Source organism: Variovorax sp. Soil_C_17, assembly GCF_057657265.1.
The window spans coordinates 1,160,354-1,176,634 of record NZ_JBDGIT010000001.1; the positions used below are offsets into that span (position 1 = coordinate 1,160,354).

General features: G+C 64.5%; 22 protein-coding genes. 20 read left to right on the forward strand and 2 right to left on the reverse strand.

Annotated features, from left to right (window positions below; genetic code table 11):
- Positions 1-4 precede the first annotated feature (4 nt).
- The 20 genes from AC3A6Y_RS05540 (at position 5) to AC3A6Y_RS05635 (ending at position 14,874) form a co-directional block, all read left to right on the forward strand.
- Entirely contained in the window at positions 5-637 is a 633-nt protein-coding gene (locus tag AC3A6Y_RS05540) for an alpha/beta hydrolase (RefSeq protein WP_487867219.1), read from the forward strand.
- Positions 638-660: 23 nt separating this feature from the next.
- A complete protein-coding gene (locus AC3A6Y_RS05545; RefSeq protein WP_487867220.1) occupies positions 661-1,830 on the forward strand; it encodes a D-alanyl-D-alanine carboxypeptidase family protein in 1,170 nt (389 codons plus the stop codon).
- 141 nt (positions 1,831-1,971) lie between these two features.
- A complete protein-coding gene (rpsL, locus tag AC3A6Y_RS05550) occupies positions 1,972-2,349 on the forward strand; it encodes a 30S ribosomal protein S12 (protein WP_028249584.1) in 378 nt (125 codons plus the stop codon).
- A gap of 146 nt (positions 2,350-2,495) precedes the next feature.
- On the forward strand, positions 2,496-2,969 hold the full coding sequence (gene rpsG / locus AC3A6Y_RS05555; protein WP_077002363.1) for a 30S ribosomal protein S7: 474 nt from the start codon (positions 2,496-2,498) through the stop codon (positions 2,967-2,969).
- Between the two features lie 84 nt (positions 2,970-3,053).
- Entirely contained in the window at positions 3,054-5,153 is a 2,100-nt protein-coding gene (gene fusA / locus AC3A6Y_RS05560; RefSeq protein ID WP_487867221.1) for an elongation factor G, read from the forward strand.
- A 157-nt stretch (positions 5,154-5,310) separates the two neighbouring features.
- Positions 5,311-6,504, forward strand: a complete 1,194-nt coding sequence (gene tuf, locus AC3A6Y_RS05565) for an elongation factor Tu (protein WP_487867222.1) — start codon at positions 5,311-5,313, stop codon at positions 6,502-6,504.
- Positions 6,505-6,524: 20 nt separating this feature from the next.
- Positions 6,525-6,839 (forward strand): 30S ribosomal protein S10, encoded by a 315-nt coding sequence (gene rpsJ / locus AC3A6Y_RS05570; protein ID WP_028250951.1) that lies wholly within the window; start codon positions 6,525-6,527, stop codon positions 6,837-6,839.
- Between the two features lie 132 nt (positions 6,840-6,971).
- Positions 6,972-8,576 carry a hypothetical protein gene (locus tag AC3A6Y_RS05575; protein ID WP_487867223.1) on the forward strand — a complete coding sequence of 535 codons (1,605 nt, stop codon included), beginning with the start codon at positions 6,972-6,974 and terminating at the stop codon, positions 8,574-8,576.
- Between the two features lie 11 nt (positions 8,577-8,587).
- Positions 8,588-9,103, forward strand: a complete 516-nt coding sequence (locus tag AC3A6Y_RS05580; protein WP_487867224.1) for a hypothetical protein — start codon at positions 8,588-8,590, stop codon at positions 9,101-9,103.
- 183 nt (positions 9,104-9,286) lie between these two features.
- A complete protein-coding gene (gene rplC, locus AC3A6Y_RS05585) occupies positions 9,287-9,958 on the forward strand; it encodes a 50S ribosomal protein L3 (protein WP_487867225.1) in 672 nt (223 codons plus the stop codon).
- A 12-nt stretch (positions 9,959-9,970) separates the two neighbouring features.
- Positions 9,971-10,591, forward strand: a complete 621-nt coding sequence (rplD, locus tag AC3A6Y_RS05590; RefSeq protein WP_106560604.1) for a 50S ribosomal protein L4 — start codon at positions 9,971-9,973, stop codon at positions 10,589-10,591.
- Positions 10,592-10,596: 5 nt separating this feature from the next.
- Complete coding sequence (rplW, locus tag AC3A6Y_RS05595) at positions 10,597-10,923, forward strand: 50S ribosomal protein L23 (RefSeq protein ID WP_487867800.1); 327 nt, start codon at positions 10,597-10,599, stop codon at positions 10,921-10,923.
- Positions 10,924-10,925: 2 nt separating this feature from the next.
- Positions 10,926-11,750, forward strand: a complete 825-nt coding sequence (gene rplB, locus AC3A6Y_RS05600) for a 50S ribosomal protein L2 (RefSeq protein WP_028250945.1) — start codon at positions 10,926-10,928, stop codon at positions 11,748-11,750.
- 11 nt (positions 11,751-11,761) lie between these two features.
- Positions 11,762-12,040 (forward strand): 30S ribosomal protein S19, encoded by a 279-nt coding sequence (gene rpsS, locus AC3A6Y_RS05605; RefSeq protein WP_062478874.1) that lies wholly within the window; start codon positions 11,762-11,764, stop codon positions 12,038-12,040.
- Between the two features lie 9 nt (positions 12,041-12,049).
- Positions 12,050-12,382, forward strand: a complete 333-nt coding sequence (gene rplV / locus AC3A6Y_RS05610; RefSeq protein ID WP_019657678.1) for a 50S ribosomal protein L22 — start codon at positions 12,050-12,052, stop codon at positions 12,380-12,382.
- A gap of 16 nt (positions 12,383-12,398) precedes the next feature.
- On the forward strand, positions 12,399-13,307 hold the full coding sequence (rpsC, locus tag AC3A6Y_RS05615; RefSeq protein WP_106560606.1) for a 30S ribosomal protein S3: 909 nt from the start codon (positions 12,399-12,401) through the stop codon (positions 13,305-13,307).
- 28 nt (positions 13,308-13,335) lie between these two features.
- A complete protein-coding gene (rplP, locus tag AC3A6Y_RS05620; protein ID WP_068674864.1) occupies positions 13,336-13,752 on the forward strand; it encodes a 50S ribosomal protein L16 in 417 nt (138 codons plus the stop codon).
- A 57-nt stretch (positions 13,753-13,809) separates the two neighbouring features.
- Entirely contained in the window at positions 13,810-14,013 is a 204-nt protein-coding gene (rpmC, locus tag AC3A6Y_RS05625) for a 50S ribosomal protein L29 (protein ID WP_106560633.1), read from the forward strand.
- A gap of 9 nt (positions 14,014-14,022) precedes the next feature.
- Complete coding sequence (gene rpsQ / locus AC3A6Y_RS05630) at positions 14,023-14,292, forward strand: 30S ribosomal protein S17 (RefSeq protein WP_487867226.1); 270 nt, start codon at positions 14,023-14,025, stop codon at positions 14,290-14,292.
- A 75-nt stretch (positions 14,293-14,367) separates the two neighbouring features.
- Positions 14,368-14,874 (forward strand): redoxin family protein, encoded by a 507-nt coding sequence (locus AC3A6Y_RS05635; protein ID WP_487867227.1) that lies wholly within the window; start codon positions 14,368-14,370, stop codon positions 14,872-14,874.
- 12 nt (positions 14,875-14,886) lie between these two features.
- On the opposite strand, the gene AC3A6Y_RS05640 is transcribed toward AC3A6Y_RS05635, so the two are convergent.
- Entirely contained in the window at positions 14,887-15,477 is a 591-nt protein-coding gene (locus AC3A6Y_RS05640; RefSeq protein WP_487867228.1) for a GNAT family N-acetyltransferase, read from the reverse strand.
- Positions 15,474-16,187 carry a cytochrome b/b6 domain-containing protein gene (locus AC3A6Y_RS05645; protein WP_487867229.1) on the reverse strand — a complete coding sequence of 238 codons (714 nt, stop codon included), beginning with the start codon at positions 16,185-16,187 and terminating at the stop codon, positions 15,474-15,476. The genes AC3A6Y_RS05640 and AC3A6Y_RS05645 overlap by 4 nt, the downstream gene beginning before the upstream one ends.
- Between the last annotated feature and the right edge of the window lie 94 nt (positions 16,188-16,281).

Below are 16,281 nucleotides of genomic sequence, written 5' to 3' on the forward strand. Positions count from 1 at the left end.
GATCATGAATTCGCAAACCGAGAAGATCCAGATCCAAGGCGCAGCCGGCGCGATCGCCGTGTTGCGCGATGGCGCGGCCGACGGCGTTCCGGCGCGCGGCGTGGCGGTTATCGCCCATCCGCATCCGCTCTTCGGCGGCACCATGGACAACAAGGTCGTGCAGACGGTGGCGCGGGCCTTCGTCGCCTGCGGCTGGGCCGCGGTGCGCTTCAACTTCCGCGGCGTGGGCGGCACCGAGGGCGTGCACGACGAGGGCCGCGGCGAGCGCGAGGACATGCTCCAGGTGATCGAGCAGTTGGCGCCCGAGGGGCCGCTGGCCATCGCCGGCTTCTCGTTCGGCGCCTTCGTGGCGAGCCGCGCGGCCGAGCAGCTGTGGGCGCGGCGGGACATCCGCCAGCTGGTGCTGGTCGGCACCGCTGCAGCGCGCTTCTCGGTGGCGACCTTGCCCGCCGAGGCGCATGAGCGCACGCTGGTCGTGCACGGTGAGCAGGACGACACCGTGCCGCTGGGCGCCGTGCTCGATTGGGCCCGGCCGCAGTCACTTCCTGTTACGGTCGTTCCCGGGGGTGGCCATTTCTTTCACGGACAATTGCCGCTGCTCAAGGGTCTGGTCATCCGCCATCTGCGTGCGGGCTAGTTTTCGTCTCTCTTCGCATCTCCATGAATCGTCTTCTCGGCGCGCTGCGCGCCTTCGCAGCGGCTGCCGCCGCATCCTTCTGCCTCATCGCCGCGGCCCAGGTCCCACAAGCTCCCGAAGTCGCTGCACGCAGCTACCTGCTGCTGGACGTGACGGCCAACCAGGTGCTGGCGCAGAAGGACATCGATACGCCGGTCGAACCGGCCTCGCTCACCAAGCTGATGTCGGCCTACCTCGTCTTCGACGCCCTCAAGGCGAAGAAGATCAGCCTGCAGCAGACCCTGCCGGTCAGCACCCGTGCCTGGAAGATGCCCGGCTCGCGCATGTTCATCGACCCGAAGATGCAGGTGCCGGTGGAAGACTTGATCAAGGGCCTGATCGTGCAGTCGGGCAACGACGCCACCGTCGCCCTGGCCGAGGGCGTGGGCGGAACGGTGGAGCATTTCGTCGAGCTCATGAACGAGCAGGCCAAGGCGCTCGGCATGAAGAACACCGGCTACAAGAACCCCGAGGGGCTGACCGCGCCGGGGCATACGACCACCGCGCGCGACCTGAGCATCCTGGCGACGCGGCTGATGCGCGACTTTCCCGAGTACGTGCATTACTACTCGATCAAGAAGTACCGCTACCCGGGCACCCCCTCGACCAACGACACCAACCGCAACCTGCTGCTGTTCCGCGACCCGACCGTCGACGGCCTCAAGACCGGCCATACGGATGCGGCGGGCTACTGCATGATCGTGACCTCGAAGCGCGATTTCCCGAACCTCACCGGCGGACGGCGGCTGCTCTCGATCGTGCTCGGGGCGACCAGCGAGAACGCGCGGGCCAACGAGTCGCAGAAGCTGCTGAACTGGGGCTACACCGCTTACGACGCGGTGCGCCTGTTCGACGCCAACCAGGCGGTCGCCACCCCGCCGGTCTGGAAGGGCAAGGAGAACACCGTCAAGCTCGGCCGCACCGAGGCCATCGTGGTGGCGGTGCCTGCCGGCTCGGCGAGCAAGATCAAGACCCAGGTGGCGCGCCCCGATCCGCTGGTGGCGCCTTTCACCCGCAACCAGCCGATCGGCTCCCTCAAGATCACGCTTGCCGACCAGCCGGTCGCCGACGTGCCGCTGGTCGCGCTCGAGCCGGTGGAGCAGGCCGGCATCCTCGGCCGCGCCTGGGATGCTGTGCGCCTCTGGATCAAGTAGCGCCGCGGTCAAGCCTATAGGCAGTGCTATACTCGCGGGCTTTTCGGAAAAATCCGAAGGGTTTCACGTTTTCGTCATCTCCCGGTTTCCTCATGTCACGGTGAGGGGTTCGACCGGGGTGTTTTTTGGACTTATTCATTCATGCCAACCATCAATCAACTGGTGCGTCAGGGTCGCGAGGTCGAGAAGATCAAGTCGAAGAGCCCTGCCATGCAGAACTCGCCGCAACGCCGCGGCGTCTGCACCCGGGTCTACACCACGACCCCCAAGAAGCCGAACTCGGCGCTGCGCAAGGTCGCCAAAGTGCGCCTCACCAACGGCTTCGAGGTCATTTCCTACATCGGCGGTGAAGGCCACAATCTGCAGGAACACAGCGTGGTGCTGGTCCGCGGCGGTCGTGTCAAGGATCTGCCCGGTGTGCGCTACCACATCGTGCGTGGCTCGCTGGACCTGCAGGGCGTGAAGGATCGCAAGCAGTCGCGCTCCAAGTACGGCGCGAAGCGTCCCAAGAAGGCTTGAGCCTTCGAATGTTCAATCGGTGTTCGGCGCGCCTGGCGGGTGCATCGAACGAAGTGACCCACTGTCGGGTCGAGTAAGTGAGAACTCTCGTCGGTTCTCGCGGTGTCTCGGCAAGAGGCGCCAACTGAAGCAAAGAGGTTAGAAAAATGCCACGTCGTCGCGAAGTCCCCAAACGTGAAATCCTGCCGGATCCCAAGTACGGCAATGTCGAGCTGTCCAAATTCATGAACGTGATCATGGAAGGCGGCAAGAAGGCAGTGGCCGAGCGCATCATCTACGGTGCCCTCGACCAGATCGAGAAGAAGAACCCGGGCAAGGACCCGCTCGAAGCCTTCACCATTGCCATCAACAACGTCAAGCCGATGGTCGAAGTGAAGTCGCGCCGCGTCGGCGGCGCGAACTACCAAGTGCCCGTGGAAGTGCGCCCGGTGCGTCGCCTGGCGCTGTCGATGCGCTGGATCAAGGAGGCTGCCCGCAAGCGTGGCGAGAAGTCGATGGCCCTGCGACTCGCCAACGAACTCATGGAAGCCACGGAAGGTCGCGGCGGCGCCATGAAGAAGCGCGACGAAGTGCACCGCATGGCCGAAGCCAACAAGGCCTTCAGCCACTTCCGCTTCTAAGAGCCCGTCCTCAAATCAAGTACTGGCTGGAAGCCCGACCCACCGTGTGGTGGGCGGGCTTTCATCCGTTAATGGAGTAATTTCATGTCCCGCAAGACCCCCATCGAGCGCTACCGCAACATCGGTATCTCTGCGCACATCGACGCCGGCAAGACCACCACCACCGAGCGCATCCTGTTCTACACGGGTGTGAACCACAAAATCGGTGAAGTGCACGACGGTGCTGCCACGATGGACTGGATGGAGCAGGAGCAAGAGCGCGGTATCACCATCACCTCGGCTGCCACCACCTGCTTCTGGAAGGGCATGGCGCAGAATTTCCCCGAGCACCGCATCAACATCATCGACACCCCGGGCCACGTCGACTTCACCATCGAGGTCGAGCGCTCGATGCGCGTGCTCGACGGCGCCGTGATGGTTTATGACGCCGTGGGCGGCGTGCAGCCCCAGTCGGAAACCGTCTGGCGCCAGGCCAACAAGTACAAGGTGCCGCGCCTCGCTTTCGTCAACAAGATGGACCGCACCGGGGCCAACTTCCTGCGCGTGCGCCAGATGATGATCGACCGCCTGAAGGCCAACCCGGTCGTGATCCAGATCCCGATCGGCGCCGAGGACAAGTTCCAGGGCATCGTCGACCTCGTGAAGATGAAGGCCATCATCTGGGACGAGGACAAGGGCGTGACCTTCACCTACGGCGAGATTCCCGCCGACCTGCTCGACGTCTGCAAGGAGTACCACGAGAAGCTCGTCGAGGCCGCAGCCGAGTCCAGCGAAGAGCTGATGAACAAGTACCTGGAAGGCGAAACGCTGTCCGAGGAAGAAATCAAGAAGGCCATCCGCGCGCGCACCATCGCCGGCGAGATCCAGCCGATGCTGTGCGGCTCGGCATTCAAGAACAAGGGCGTGCAGGCCATGCTCGACGCCGTCGTCGAATACATGCCCGCGCCGACCGACATTCCCCCGGTCGCCGGCACCGACGAGGACGAGGCGCCGGTGGTGCGCAAGGCCGCCGACGAAGAGAAGTTCTCGGCCCTCGCGTTCAAGCTGATGACCGACCCGTTCGTGGGCCAGCTCACCTTCGTGCGCGTGTACTCGGGTGTGCTGTCCAAGGGCGACAGCGTCTTCAACCCGGTGCGCGGCAAAAAGGAGCGCATCGGCCGCATCGTGCAGATGCACGCCAACAATCGCGAAGAAGTCAGCGAAATCCGCGCCGGCGACATCGCCGCGTGCGTGGGCCTGAAGGAAGTGACCACGGGCGAAACCCTGTGTGATCCGGATGCCGTCGTCACGCTCGAGCGCATGGTGTTCCCCGAGTCGGTGATTTCGCAGGCTGTCGAGCCCAAGACCAAGGCCGACCAGGAAAAGATGGGCATTGCCCTGCAGCGCCTCGCGCAGGAAGACCCCTCGTTCCGTGTCAAGACCGACGAGGAATCGGGCCAGACCATCATTTCTGGCATGGGCGAACTGCACCTCGAAATCATCGTGGACCGCATGAAGCGCGAGTTCGGCGTGGAGGCCAACGTGGGCAAGCCGCAAGTGGCGTACCGCGAGACCATCCGCAAGACCGTCGAAGAAGCCGAAGGCAAGTTCGTGCGCCAGTCGGGCGGCAAGGGCCAATATGGCCACGTCGTGCTCAAGATCGAGCCGCAGGAAGCCGGCAAGGGCTTCGAGTTCGTCGACGCCATCAAGGGCGGCGTGGTGCCCCGCGAGTACATCCCCGCGGTGGAAAAGGGCGTGCAGGAAGCGCTGACGCAAGGCGTGCTGGCCGGCTACCCGGTGGTGGACGTCAAGGTCACGCTGCACTTCGGCTCGTACCACGATGTGGACTCGAACGAAATGGCCTTCAAGATGGCCGCCATCTTCGGCTTCAAGGAGGGTGCTCGCAAGGCCAGCCCCGTCATCCTCGAGCCGATGATGGCCGTGGAAGTCGAGACGCCTGAAGACTATGCCGGCAATGTGATGGGTGACCTGTCGTCCCGCCGCGGCATGGTGCAGGGCATGGATGACATGGTCGGCGGCGGCAAGACCATCAAGGCCGAAGTTCCGCTGTCGGAGATGTTCGGCTACTCGACCACCTTGCGTTCGATGTCGCAAGGCCGTGCCACCTACACGATGGAGTTCAAGCAGTACGCGGAAGCCCCGCGCAACGTTGCCGAAGCCATCGTCGCTGCACGCACCAAGTAAACGTGCGTCCCCAGGAGGGCGAGAGCGGCCTGGCCGTTCTCGTTCTCGCCTCAGTTCTGTCTGCGATCCTGTGCCCTTCGTTGCCCGTGGCGAAGGAATCAGCAACAGGATGCAGACGTAAAACCAACACACGGGCGCGCTCTTTCAAGGATTGAAAATGGCAAAAGGAAAATTCACCCGCACGAAGCCGCACGTGAATGTGGGCACGATCGGTCACGTGGACCACGGCAAGACCACCCTGACGGCGGCCATTGCCACGGTGCTGTCGAGCAAGTTCGGCGGTGAAGCCAAGGCCTACGACCAGATCGATGCGGCGCCCGAAGAAAAGGCGCGCGGCATCACCATCAACACCGCGCACGTCGAGTACGAGACGGCCAACCGCCACTACGCCCACGTCGACTGCCCCGGCCACGCCGACTACGTCAAGAACATGATCACCGGTGCCGCCCAGATGGACGGCGCCATCCTCGTGTGCTCCGCTGCCGACGGCCCCATGCCCCAAACGCGCGAGCACATCCTGCTGGCGCGCCAGGTGGGTGTGGGCTACATCATCGTCTACCTCAACAAGTGCGACATGGTCGACGACAAGGAGCTGCTGGAGCTCGTCGAGATGGAAGTGCGCGAGCTGCTCGACAAGTACGAGTTCCCCGGCGACGACACCCCCATCATCCACGGCTCGGCCAAGCTGGCGCTGGAAGGCGACAAGGGCGAGCTCGGCGAAGGCTCCATCATGAAGCTGGCCGAAGCCCTGGACACCTACATTCCCACCCCCGAGCGCGCCGTGGACGGCACCTTCCTGATGCCCGTGGAAGACGTCTTCTCCATCTCCGGGCGCGGCACGGTGGTGACCGGCGCTGTGGAGCGCGGTGTCATCAAGGTCGGCGAGGAAATCGAGATCGTGGGCATTCGCCCGACCCAGAAGACCACCTGCACCGGCGTGGAAATGTTCCGCAAGCTGCTCGACCAGGGCCAGGCCGGCGACAACGTCGGCGTGCTGCTGCGCGGCACCAAGCGCGAGGAAGTCGAGCGCGGCCAGGTGCTGTGCAAGCCGGGCTCCATCAAGCCCCACACCCACTTTACCGCCGAGGTGTATGTGCTGAGCAAGGACGAGGGCGGGCGCCACACGCCGTTCTTCAACAATTACCGTCCGCAGTTCTACTTCCGCACCACCGACGTGACCGGTGCGATCGAGCTGCCCGCGGACAAGGAGATGGTCATGCCCGGCGACAACGTGTCCATCACGGTGAAGCTGATCAACCCCATCGCCATGGAAGAAGGCCTGCGCTTCGCCATTCGCGAGGGCGGCCGCACCGTGGGCTCGGGCGTCGTGGCGAAGATCCTCGACATCTGATCGAACGCAAAGGAAGCATCATGGCCACCAAGCAAAAAATCCGCATCCGCCTGAAGGCGTTCGACTACAAGCTGATCGACCAGTCGGCTGCCGAGATCGTGGACACTGCCAAGCGCACCGGGGCGATCGTCAAGGGCCCCGTGCCCCTGCCGACCCGCATGAAGCGTTTCGACATCCTGCGTTCGCCGCACGTCAACAAGACGAGCCGCGACCAGTTCGAAATCCGCACGCATCAGCGCCTGATGGACATCGTCGATCCGACCGACAAGACCGTGGACGCGCTGATGAAGCTCGATCTGCCGGCCGGAGTCGACGTCGAGATCAAGCTGCAGTAAAAAGCCACACCGGCTTTGTAGGAATAGGCCCGCCCGCGGAAGCGCTGGTGGGCTTATTTTTTGACTTGTGAATGTGGCATCCTTCGTCGACGGCGATCGGCCGGGCATGGATGCTCTGTGGGGTGACAGATCATGAAGACTTGGTTCCTGCGGAGCTCGGCAGTCGTTGCCGTAGTCGTGCTCGGCGCATGCGGCGGTGGGGGTGGCGGCGGTGGCGGCTTCTTCCCGATCGCGGGCTTGCCGGCTGCAACAACCGTGACCTTGAACGGCAACGTGACTTTTGATTCTGTGCCCAACACCACCGGTGGGCTGAATTACGGCAACCTGAGCGCCAAGCCCGTTCGTGGCGCCGTCGTCGAAGTCCTCGATGCCAATGGAGCCGTGCTGACCAGCACTGCCACCGATGGCAACGGCGCTTATTCCGCCACCGTGCCCGCCAACACGACCATCAGCGTGCGCGTCAAGGCCCAGATGCTGCAGACCGGCTCCGGGGCGAGCTGGGATGTCAGCGTGCGCGACAACACCCAGAGCGATGCCCTCTACTCGATGGCCAGCGAGAGCTTCTCGACCGGTGGCGCGGCGGTGACGCGCAACGTCCACGCACCCTCCGGCTGGAACGGCTCGAGCTACGGCTCGGCCCGCGTCGCCGGCCCGTTCGCAGTGCTCGACACCGTTTACGCGACCCAGACCAAAGTCCTGTCGGTTGCATCGAACACCGCATTTCCGCCGCTGCGCGTTTACTGGAGCGTCAACAATGTGCCGGCTTCCGGTAATCCCGCGATCGGCCAGATCGGAACGACCTTCTTCACCAGTTCGAGCGCGGCGGGTGCAGTGCGTGCCATCTACGTGCTGGGCAAGGAGAACGTCGATACCGACGAATACGACAATTCGGTGGTGGCACACGAATGGGGGCACTACTACCAGTCGGCGTTCAGCCGTGACGACTCGCCCGGCGGCAGTCATTCGTTGAGCGAACTGCTGGATCGCCGCCTGGCCTTCTCGGAGGGCTGGGGGAATGCGTGGTCGGGCATTGCCCTGGCACGCAGCAACTACACGGATTCGACCGGAGCGAATCAGGCCCTTGGGTCCAACCTCGATCTGACCACGGGAACGACGTCCAATCCCGGCTGGTTCCGAGAGGCCTCGATCCAGTCCATCTTCTGGAATCTCAACAGCCAGGTCGGCTTCAAGCCGATCCACGACGCGCTCACCGGCTCTTTCAAGACGAGCACGGCGGTGACCTCGATCCATCCCTTCTCCGTGGCCTTCAATGCCGCGGCACCCGGGAGTGCCTCGGCGCTGAACGCACTGTTGGTTGGACAAGGCATTGCGGTACCGAACAATCAATTTGCCGATAACGAGACGAACAGTGGCGGACTCGGCAGCTTCGCTCTCCCCATGTACAGGACGGCGACGCTTGGTGTCGGTACGCAGGCTTGCGTGACGAACCAGGCCGATCCGGGCCGTGCGGGCAACAAGCTCGGCAGCTACGCCTACTTGCGCTTCACCGCCCCGGCACAACGCAACTACAGTGTCACCATCGCGGTCGCCGGCGGCACTCCCGGCACTGACCCGGATTTCGTGGTCTACCAGGGGCGCCGCGCAGGTCAGGGACTTTCAACGGCCGTCGGCAGCGAATCGGGCGCTGTGAGCCTGTCCGCCGGCGAGGCCGTTCTGGCGCTCAACGACTTCAACAACGTGTCGGCGAACACATGCTTCACCGTCACCATCAATTAAGGAGCACAGCCATGCGTGCATCTCGCAGCCTCGGGGCCGTGGTCATTGCGGCGCTGGCCATGGGCGTGTCCTTGCAGGCCTGTGCCCACAATCCAAAGCCAGGGCAGGCCGCTCCCAAAGGGATGACGGCCGCGCCGACGAAGCCGGGCGGCTCGGGCATCGCCGTTCAGTACCGCATCGACGGCACGCCGCAGGCCGGTAGCGCGGTCCCTGTCGTGCTGAGCTTCGACGGCGTCAGCGATCCTGCTGGCGGAACGGTCAAGCTGAGCGCCGACGGCGGCCTGGCCATCGGCGGCTCGGCCGGCCCGCACGCCTTGCCGGCCGGTAAGACCTCGACCCTGACCGTTCAGGTCATTCCCGACGCCGATGGCACGGGCTACCTGCATGTGTTCACCACCCAGAACGGCGCGACCAGCGCGACCTCGATCGCCGTCCAAGTCGGCAAGGCGCCTTCCGCCATGCCTGCCAGCAGCGGGCTGAAGCAGACGCCCGAAGGCGACAAGATCATCTCGATGCCGGTGAAGTGACGAGCCCGGCCCGCCAGGTCGGCCGGCGGCTTGCGCGTTCGAACTATCGCGGGCTATAATCTGCGGCTCTGCCCAACTTGCGCCTTCCAGGTGCCTTTGGCGCAGAGCTTTATCAACCTTCTTCCGCATACCAAACGCTGTCGCCAATTGAAGTGACAGCGGCGGGAGTTTTGGAGAAAAACCATGAGTCTGAGCAACTCCCTCGGGTTGCTGGGCCGCAAGGTGGGGATGATGCGTCTCTTCACCGATGACGGGGATGCCGTTCCCGTCACGGTGGTGGATGTGTCCAACAACCGTGTGACCCAGATCAAATCCCAAGAGACCGATGGCTACGTCGCACTGCAAGTGACGTTCGGCTCGCGCAAGGCGTCGCGCGTCACCAAGCCCGAAGCAGGTCATCTCGCCAAGGCTGGCGTCGAAGCCGGCGAAATCATCCAGGAATTCCGCGTCACCGCCGATGCGGCCGCCCAGCACAAGGCTGGCGGCGCCATCGTCGTGAGCAGCGTGTTCACGGTGGGCCAGAAGGTCGACGTGCAGGGCACCTCGATCGGCAAGGGCTACGCCGGCACCATCAAGCGCCACAACATGAGCTCGCAGCGCGCCTCGCACGGCAACAGCCGTTCGCATAACGTGCCGGGTTCCATCGGCATGGCGCAGGATCCGGGTCGCGTGTTCCCGGGCAAGCGCATGACGGGCCATCTGGGCGACGTCACCGTGACCACCCAGAACCTCGACGTGATCCGTATCGACGAAGCGCGCCAGCTGCTTCTGATCAAGGGCGCGATTCCCGGTGCCAAGGGTGGCTTCGTCACCGTGCGCCCGGCCGTCAAGGCCAAGCCCACGCCGGCGGCCTAAGGAGCAAAAGAAATGCAACTCGAACTCCTGAACGAACAAGGCCAGGCTGCGTCCAAGTACGACGCGCCCGAGACCGTGTTCGGCCGTGACTACAACGAAGACCTGGTCCACCAGGTCGTCGTCGCCTATCAGGCCAATGCCCGCCAGGGCACGCGCGCTCAGAAGGACCGCGAGCAGGTCAAGCACTCGACCAAGAAGCCGTTCAAGCAAAAGGGAACGGGCCGCGCCCGTGCCGGTATGACTTCCTCGCCGCTGTGGCGCGGGGGTGGCCGCATCTTCCCGAACATGCCTGACGAGAACTTCTCGCAGAAGATCAACAAGAAGATGTACCGCGCCGGCATGGCGTCCATCTTCTCGCAGCTCGCCCGCGAAGGCCGCATCGCCGTGGTCGATTCGATCAAGGTCGACTCGCCCAAGACCAAGGCACTGGCTGCCAAGTTCAAGGCGATGAACCTCGAGTCCGTGCTCGTGATCGCCGAGGAAGTCGACGAGAACCTGTACCTGGCCTCGCGCAACCTGATGAACGTGCTCGTGGTCGAACCGCGTTACGCCGATCCGGTGTCGCTGGTCCACTACAAGAAGGTGCTGGTCACCAAGGGCGCCGTCGACAAGCTCAAGGAGATGTTCGCATGAGCCGCATGAATCCCACGCCTCAGCAGCGTCAGTTCGACGAAGGTCGGCTGATGAACGTGCTGGTCGCACCGATCGTGTCCGAGAAGGCCACGATGGTCGGCGAGAAGTCGAATGCAGTCACTTTCAAGGTGTTGCAGGACGCCACCAAGCCCGAGATCAAGGCGGCCGTCGAACTGATGTTCAAGGTCGAAGTGAAGGGCGTGTCGGTGCTCAACACCAAGGGCAAGACCAAGCGCTTTGGCAAGTCGGTCGGCCGCCGCGACAACGTTCGCAAGGCCTACGTGACGCTCAAGCCTGGTCAAGAGCTCAACCTGGTCGGGGAAGGCGCTTAATCATGGCCGTCATCAAGATGAAACCCACTTCGCCGGGCCAGCGCGGCGCGGTGAAGATCTCGCGGGACCACCTGTACAAGGGTGCGCCGCACGCAGCGCTTCTGGAGCCCCAGTTCCAGAAGGCCGGCCGCAACAACAACGGCCACATCACGACACGCCACAAGGGCGGCGGCCACAAGCACCACTATCGCGTGGTGGACTTCGTGCGCAACAAGGACGGCATCCCGGCCAAGGTCGAACGCATCGAGTACGACCCGAACCGCACCGCCCACATCGCGCTCGTGTGCTACGCCGACGGCGAGCGCCGCTACATCATCGCCCCGCGTGGCCTGGAAGCCGGCGCGACGCTGCTGAGCGGCTCGGAAGCGCCGATCCGCGCCGGCAACACGCTGCCGATCCGCAACATCCCCGTGGGCTCCACGATCCACTGCATCGAGCTGCAGCCCGGCAAGGGCGCGCAGATCGCCCGCTCGGCCGGCACCTCGGCCACGCTGCTGGCCCGTGAAGGCGTCTACGCCCAGGTCCGCATGCGCTCGGGCGAAGTGCGCCGCGTGCACGTCGAGTGCCGCGCAACCATCGGTGAAGTCGCCAACGAAGAGCACAGCCTGCGCCAACTCGGCAAGGCCGGTGTGAAGCGCTGGATGGGTATCCGCCCGACCGTTCGCGGCGTGGTGATGAACCCGGTCGATCACCCGCACGGCGGCGGCGAAGGGAAGACGGGCGAAGGCCGCCATCCTGTCGACCCCTGGGGCAATCTCACCAAGGGTTATCGCACCCGCAACAACAAGCGCACGCAGGTCTTCATCGTGTCGCGTCGCAAGAAGTAAGGGACAGCACAATGACTCGCTCTCTCAAAAAAGGTCCCTTCGTCGACCACCACCTGGTGGCCAAGGCCGACAAGGCCGTGACGAACAAGGACAAGAAGCCGATCAAGACCTGGTCGCGCCGCTCGATGGTCCTGCCCGAGTTCATCGGCCTGACCATCGCCGTGCACAACGGCAAGCAGCACGTGCCTGTCTACATTACCGACCAGATGGTCGGTCACAAGCTCGGCGAATTTGCGCTCACGCGCACGTTCAAGGGGCACCCCGCGGACAAGAAAGTCCAGAAGAAGTAAGGAACGACCATGTCTGAAACACGTGCAGTCCTCCGCGGCGTCCGCCTTTCGGTCGACAAGGGCCGTCTGGTCGCCGACCTGATCCGCGGCAAGAAGGTCGATCAGGCGCTCAACATCCTGCAGTTCACGCAGAAGAAGGCCGCCGTGATCGTGAAGAAGGTGCTGGAGTCGGCCATCGCCAACGCCGAGCACAACGACGGTGCCGACATCGACGAGCTGAAGGTCAAGACCATCTACGTCGAGCAAGGCGCCACGCTCAAGCGCTTCACCGCGCGCGCCAAGGGCCGCGGCAATCGCATCAGCAAGCCGACGTGCCATGTGTACGTGACGGTCGGCAACTAAGAAGGCCTGGAAGAATATGGGACAGAAGATCCACCCCACCGGCTTCCGCCTCTCGGTGAGCCGCAACTGGTCCAGCCGTTGGTACGCGAGCAACCGCGACTTCGCGGGCATGCTGGCCGAAGACATCAAGGTGCGCGAGTACCTGAAGAAGAAGCTCAAGAACGCGTCCGTGTCGCGCGTGCTGATCGAGCGCCCTGCCAAGAACGCGCGCATCACGATCTACTCGGCACGTCCGGGCGTCGTGATCGGCAAGAAGGGCGAGGACATCGAGAACCTGAAGCGCGAACTGGGCAAGCAGCTGGGCGTGCCGGTCGCCGTGAACATCGAGGAAGTGCGCAAGCCTGAAATCGATGCACAGCTGATCGCCGACAGCATCACGCAGCAGCTCGAGAAGCGCATCATGTTCCGCCGTGCCATGAAGCGCGCCATGCAGAACGCCATGCGTCTGGGTGCTCAGGGCATCAAGATCATGTCGGCTGGCCGCCTGAACGGCATCGAAATCGCTCGCACCGAGTGGTATCGCGAAGGCCGCGTGCCGCTGCACACGCTGCGCGCCGACATCGACTACGGGACCTCCGAAGCCAAGACCACCTACGGCGTCATCGGCGTCAAGGTCTGGGTCTACAAGGGCGACACGCTGGGCCGCAACGACCTGCCGGTCGTCGAGACCCCGCGTCCCGAAGAAGAGCGCCGCCCGCGTGGCCCGCGCCGTGACGGCCGCCCCGGCGACCGTCCGGGCTCGGACCGTCGCGGCCCCCGCGCCGGTGCCCGCGGCCCAATGGGCGGCAATGTCGCCCCGGCCGATGGCAGCGACAAGCCCGCCGAAGCTACCGGCGCACAGCCGGGTGCAGACTCGAAACCCGCCGTTAAGCGCGTCCGCAAAGCCGCGCCCGCTGCAGCAGCGGACGGCTCCAAGACCGAGTGATCGGTCTTAGAACTACGGAGTAACAAACATGCTGCAACCTGCACGCAGAAAGTTCCGCAAGGAACAGAAGGGCCGCAACACCGGCATCGCGACCCGCGGCAACGCGGTGTCCTTCGGTGACTTCGGCCTCAAGTCGATCGACCGCGGCCGCCTGACGGCGCGCCAGATCGAAGCCGCCCGTCGCGCGATCTCGCGTCACGTCAAGCGGGGTGGCCGCATCTGGATTCGCGTGTTCCCCGACAAGCCGATCTCCACCAAGCCTGCCGAAGTGCGGATGGGTAACGGCAAGGGCAACCCCGAGTACTACGTGGCCGAAATCCAGCCCGGCAAGGTGATCTACGAGATCGTCGGCGTGCCCGAGGAACTCGCCCGCGAAGCGTTCCGCCTGGCTGCCGCCAAGCTGCCGCTGCGCACCACCTTCGTCGCGCGCCAGCTCGGCGCCTGATCGAGGAGAACACTCATGGCAACACGTAAGAAGAAGGACGCGGCGGCTTCGGCCAAGGTGTCGAAGGCCGCAACGCTGCGCGACAAGGACGTCGCCGCGCTGCAGACCGAAATCAAGGATCTGCAGAAGGCCCATTTCGGCCTGCGCATGCAGAAGGCCACTCAACAGCTGTCGAACACAGCCACGCTGCGCGTCACCCGTCGTGACATCGCGCGTGCCAAGACCATTCTTGCGCAGAAGCAGCAAGAAGCCGCCAAGTAAGGAGTGAACATGACGGAAGCTAAAAAATCCCTCAAGCGCACCCTGATCGGCAAGGTGGTCAGCGACAAGCGCGAGAAGACCGTGACGGTGCTCGTCGAACGCCGTGTGAAGCACCCGATCTACGACAAGATCGTGATCCGCTCGAGCAAGTACCACGCCCACGATGAAAAGGGCGAGTACAAGATGGGCGACATGATCGAGATCACCGAGAGCCGGCCGATCTCCAAGTCGAAGAACTGGGTGGTGACCCGCCTGGTCGAGAAGGCCGTGCTGGTCTGATCGCACAGCGGCAACGCAGCCACAGCGAAAGCGGCCCACAATGTGGGCCGTTTTTCTTTTTCAGGAGCACTTTCCATGATCCAAGTCGGCGACACCCTTCCTTCCGCGACCCTGCAGGAGTATTCCGAGGTCGAAGGCGAAGGCTGCAGCATCGGGCCCAACCCGGTCGACGTGAGCAAGGCCGCTGCGGGCAAGACAATCGCGATCTTCGGCCTGCCTGGCGCCTTCACGCCGACTTGCTCGGCCAAGCACGTTCCGGGCTATGTGCAGAATTACGAGGCGCTCCAGGCAGCGGGCGTCGACGAGATCTGGTGCGTGAGCGTCAACGACGCCTTCGTCATGGGCGCTTGGGCGCGCGACCAGAAGACCGGCACCAAGGTGCGCATGCTGGCCGACGGCAGCGGCGCGTTTGCAAATGCGACCGGACTGACGCTGGACCTGACGGCCCGCGGCATGGGTGTGCGTAGCAACCGCTATTCGATGCTGGTGAAGGATGGCAAGGTCGCCACGCTCAACGTCGAAGGGCCCGGCAAGTTCGAGGTCAGCGACGCCGAGACGCTGCTGAAGCAGGCGCGCGGCTGAGCCTTCCCCGGCTCAGAGATCGACCTTGAGGTAGTGCGCCCCCGGAATGGGGTTGTGATAGTAAGGCGGCACCTCGACGAAGCCCAGGTCTTCGTAGAGGGCCCGGGCCGATTCCATGTCGTCCAGCGTGTCCAGCAGCACGCAGGCATAGCCGGCGCCACGCGCCACATCCAGCATGGCCTCCGCCATCTGGCGGCCGAGCCCGAGGCCACGGAAGGCGGGGCGCACATAGAGCCGCTTCATCTCGGCGGCATTGGGATAGTCGGCCGTGTCCAGGGGGCGCAGCGCACAGCATCCGGCCACGTAGGCCTTGCCGCCCTGCGCGCGCCGGATGATCGGGGCGTCGATCGGCGGCGCGGCCGCACCCCGGCGCTCGGCATCCGCCAGCGCCAGCAGCAGCGCGCCGCGCGGCTCCGCATAGTCGCCGGGCAGCGAGGCCAGTTCCTCGTCGAAGTTCTGGAAGCAGAGGTCGATGTTCAGCGAGGCGGCGTAGTCCCTGAAGATCGCTCGCGTCGCCTCCAGTTCGTGCGCCTCGTCGGGCGTCACCAGCACGATGTCTGGCGTACCTTCGAGCGGAAGCGGGCGGGAGACGGAAAGGCTCATGCTCTGAGCGACGCGATCCACGCCGCGAAGGCGGCGCAGGCCGCGAACACCGCCAAGGCCAGCAGGCGCGACGCGGCGTCGTCGCGGCTCGGCGCAGCGCGGCCGTCCGCGACCAGCTTGTCGCCGGAGATCATCGGCCGCACCAGCCGATGGCCCTTGACCGCCACATAGAAGATCACTGCCAGCACGTGCAGGCTGACCAGTGCGATCACGATCCACTTGCCCAACAAGGTGTGCCAGCCCGTGGCCAGGCTCACCGTCGCGCCCGAGACGAAACGCGTGAGCGGCCCCGCCGACATGACTTCGTCGTCGGCCACGAGGCCCGTCGCCACCTGCAGCGACAGGATTGCCAGCAGCGCGAACACCGAGAAAGCGCCCAGCGGGCTGTGCCCGATGAGATGGTCCGGATGAGGGCGCCCGCGCAGGTAGTTCATCACCGAGCCGGGCGAATAGATGAAGGAGGCGAAACGCGACCAGCGTCCGCCGACGAAGCCCCAGATCACGCGAAACAGCAGCAGCGAAAGCACCGCGTAGCCGATCCGGAAATGCCACTCCATCACCCCGCCGAAGCCGGTCGCCAGCTGGCCGATCACCGCCACCGTGAGGGTCCAGTGAAACACGCGCGTCGGGAGGTCCCAGACACGCGTGCGGATCGCGCTGGCGTCGTCCAGGCTCGCGGGGCGCGTGGCGGACTCAAGGGCGGGGGGCATCGAGGAGAGGCTGGGCGCGAAGCGTCGGAAGGCGCAGATTAGCAAAGTCGGCGCCGCCGCGCCTACGGGTTGTCGCTATGCATGAGGCGCCGTC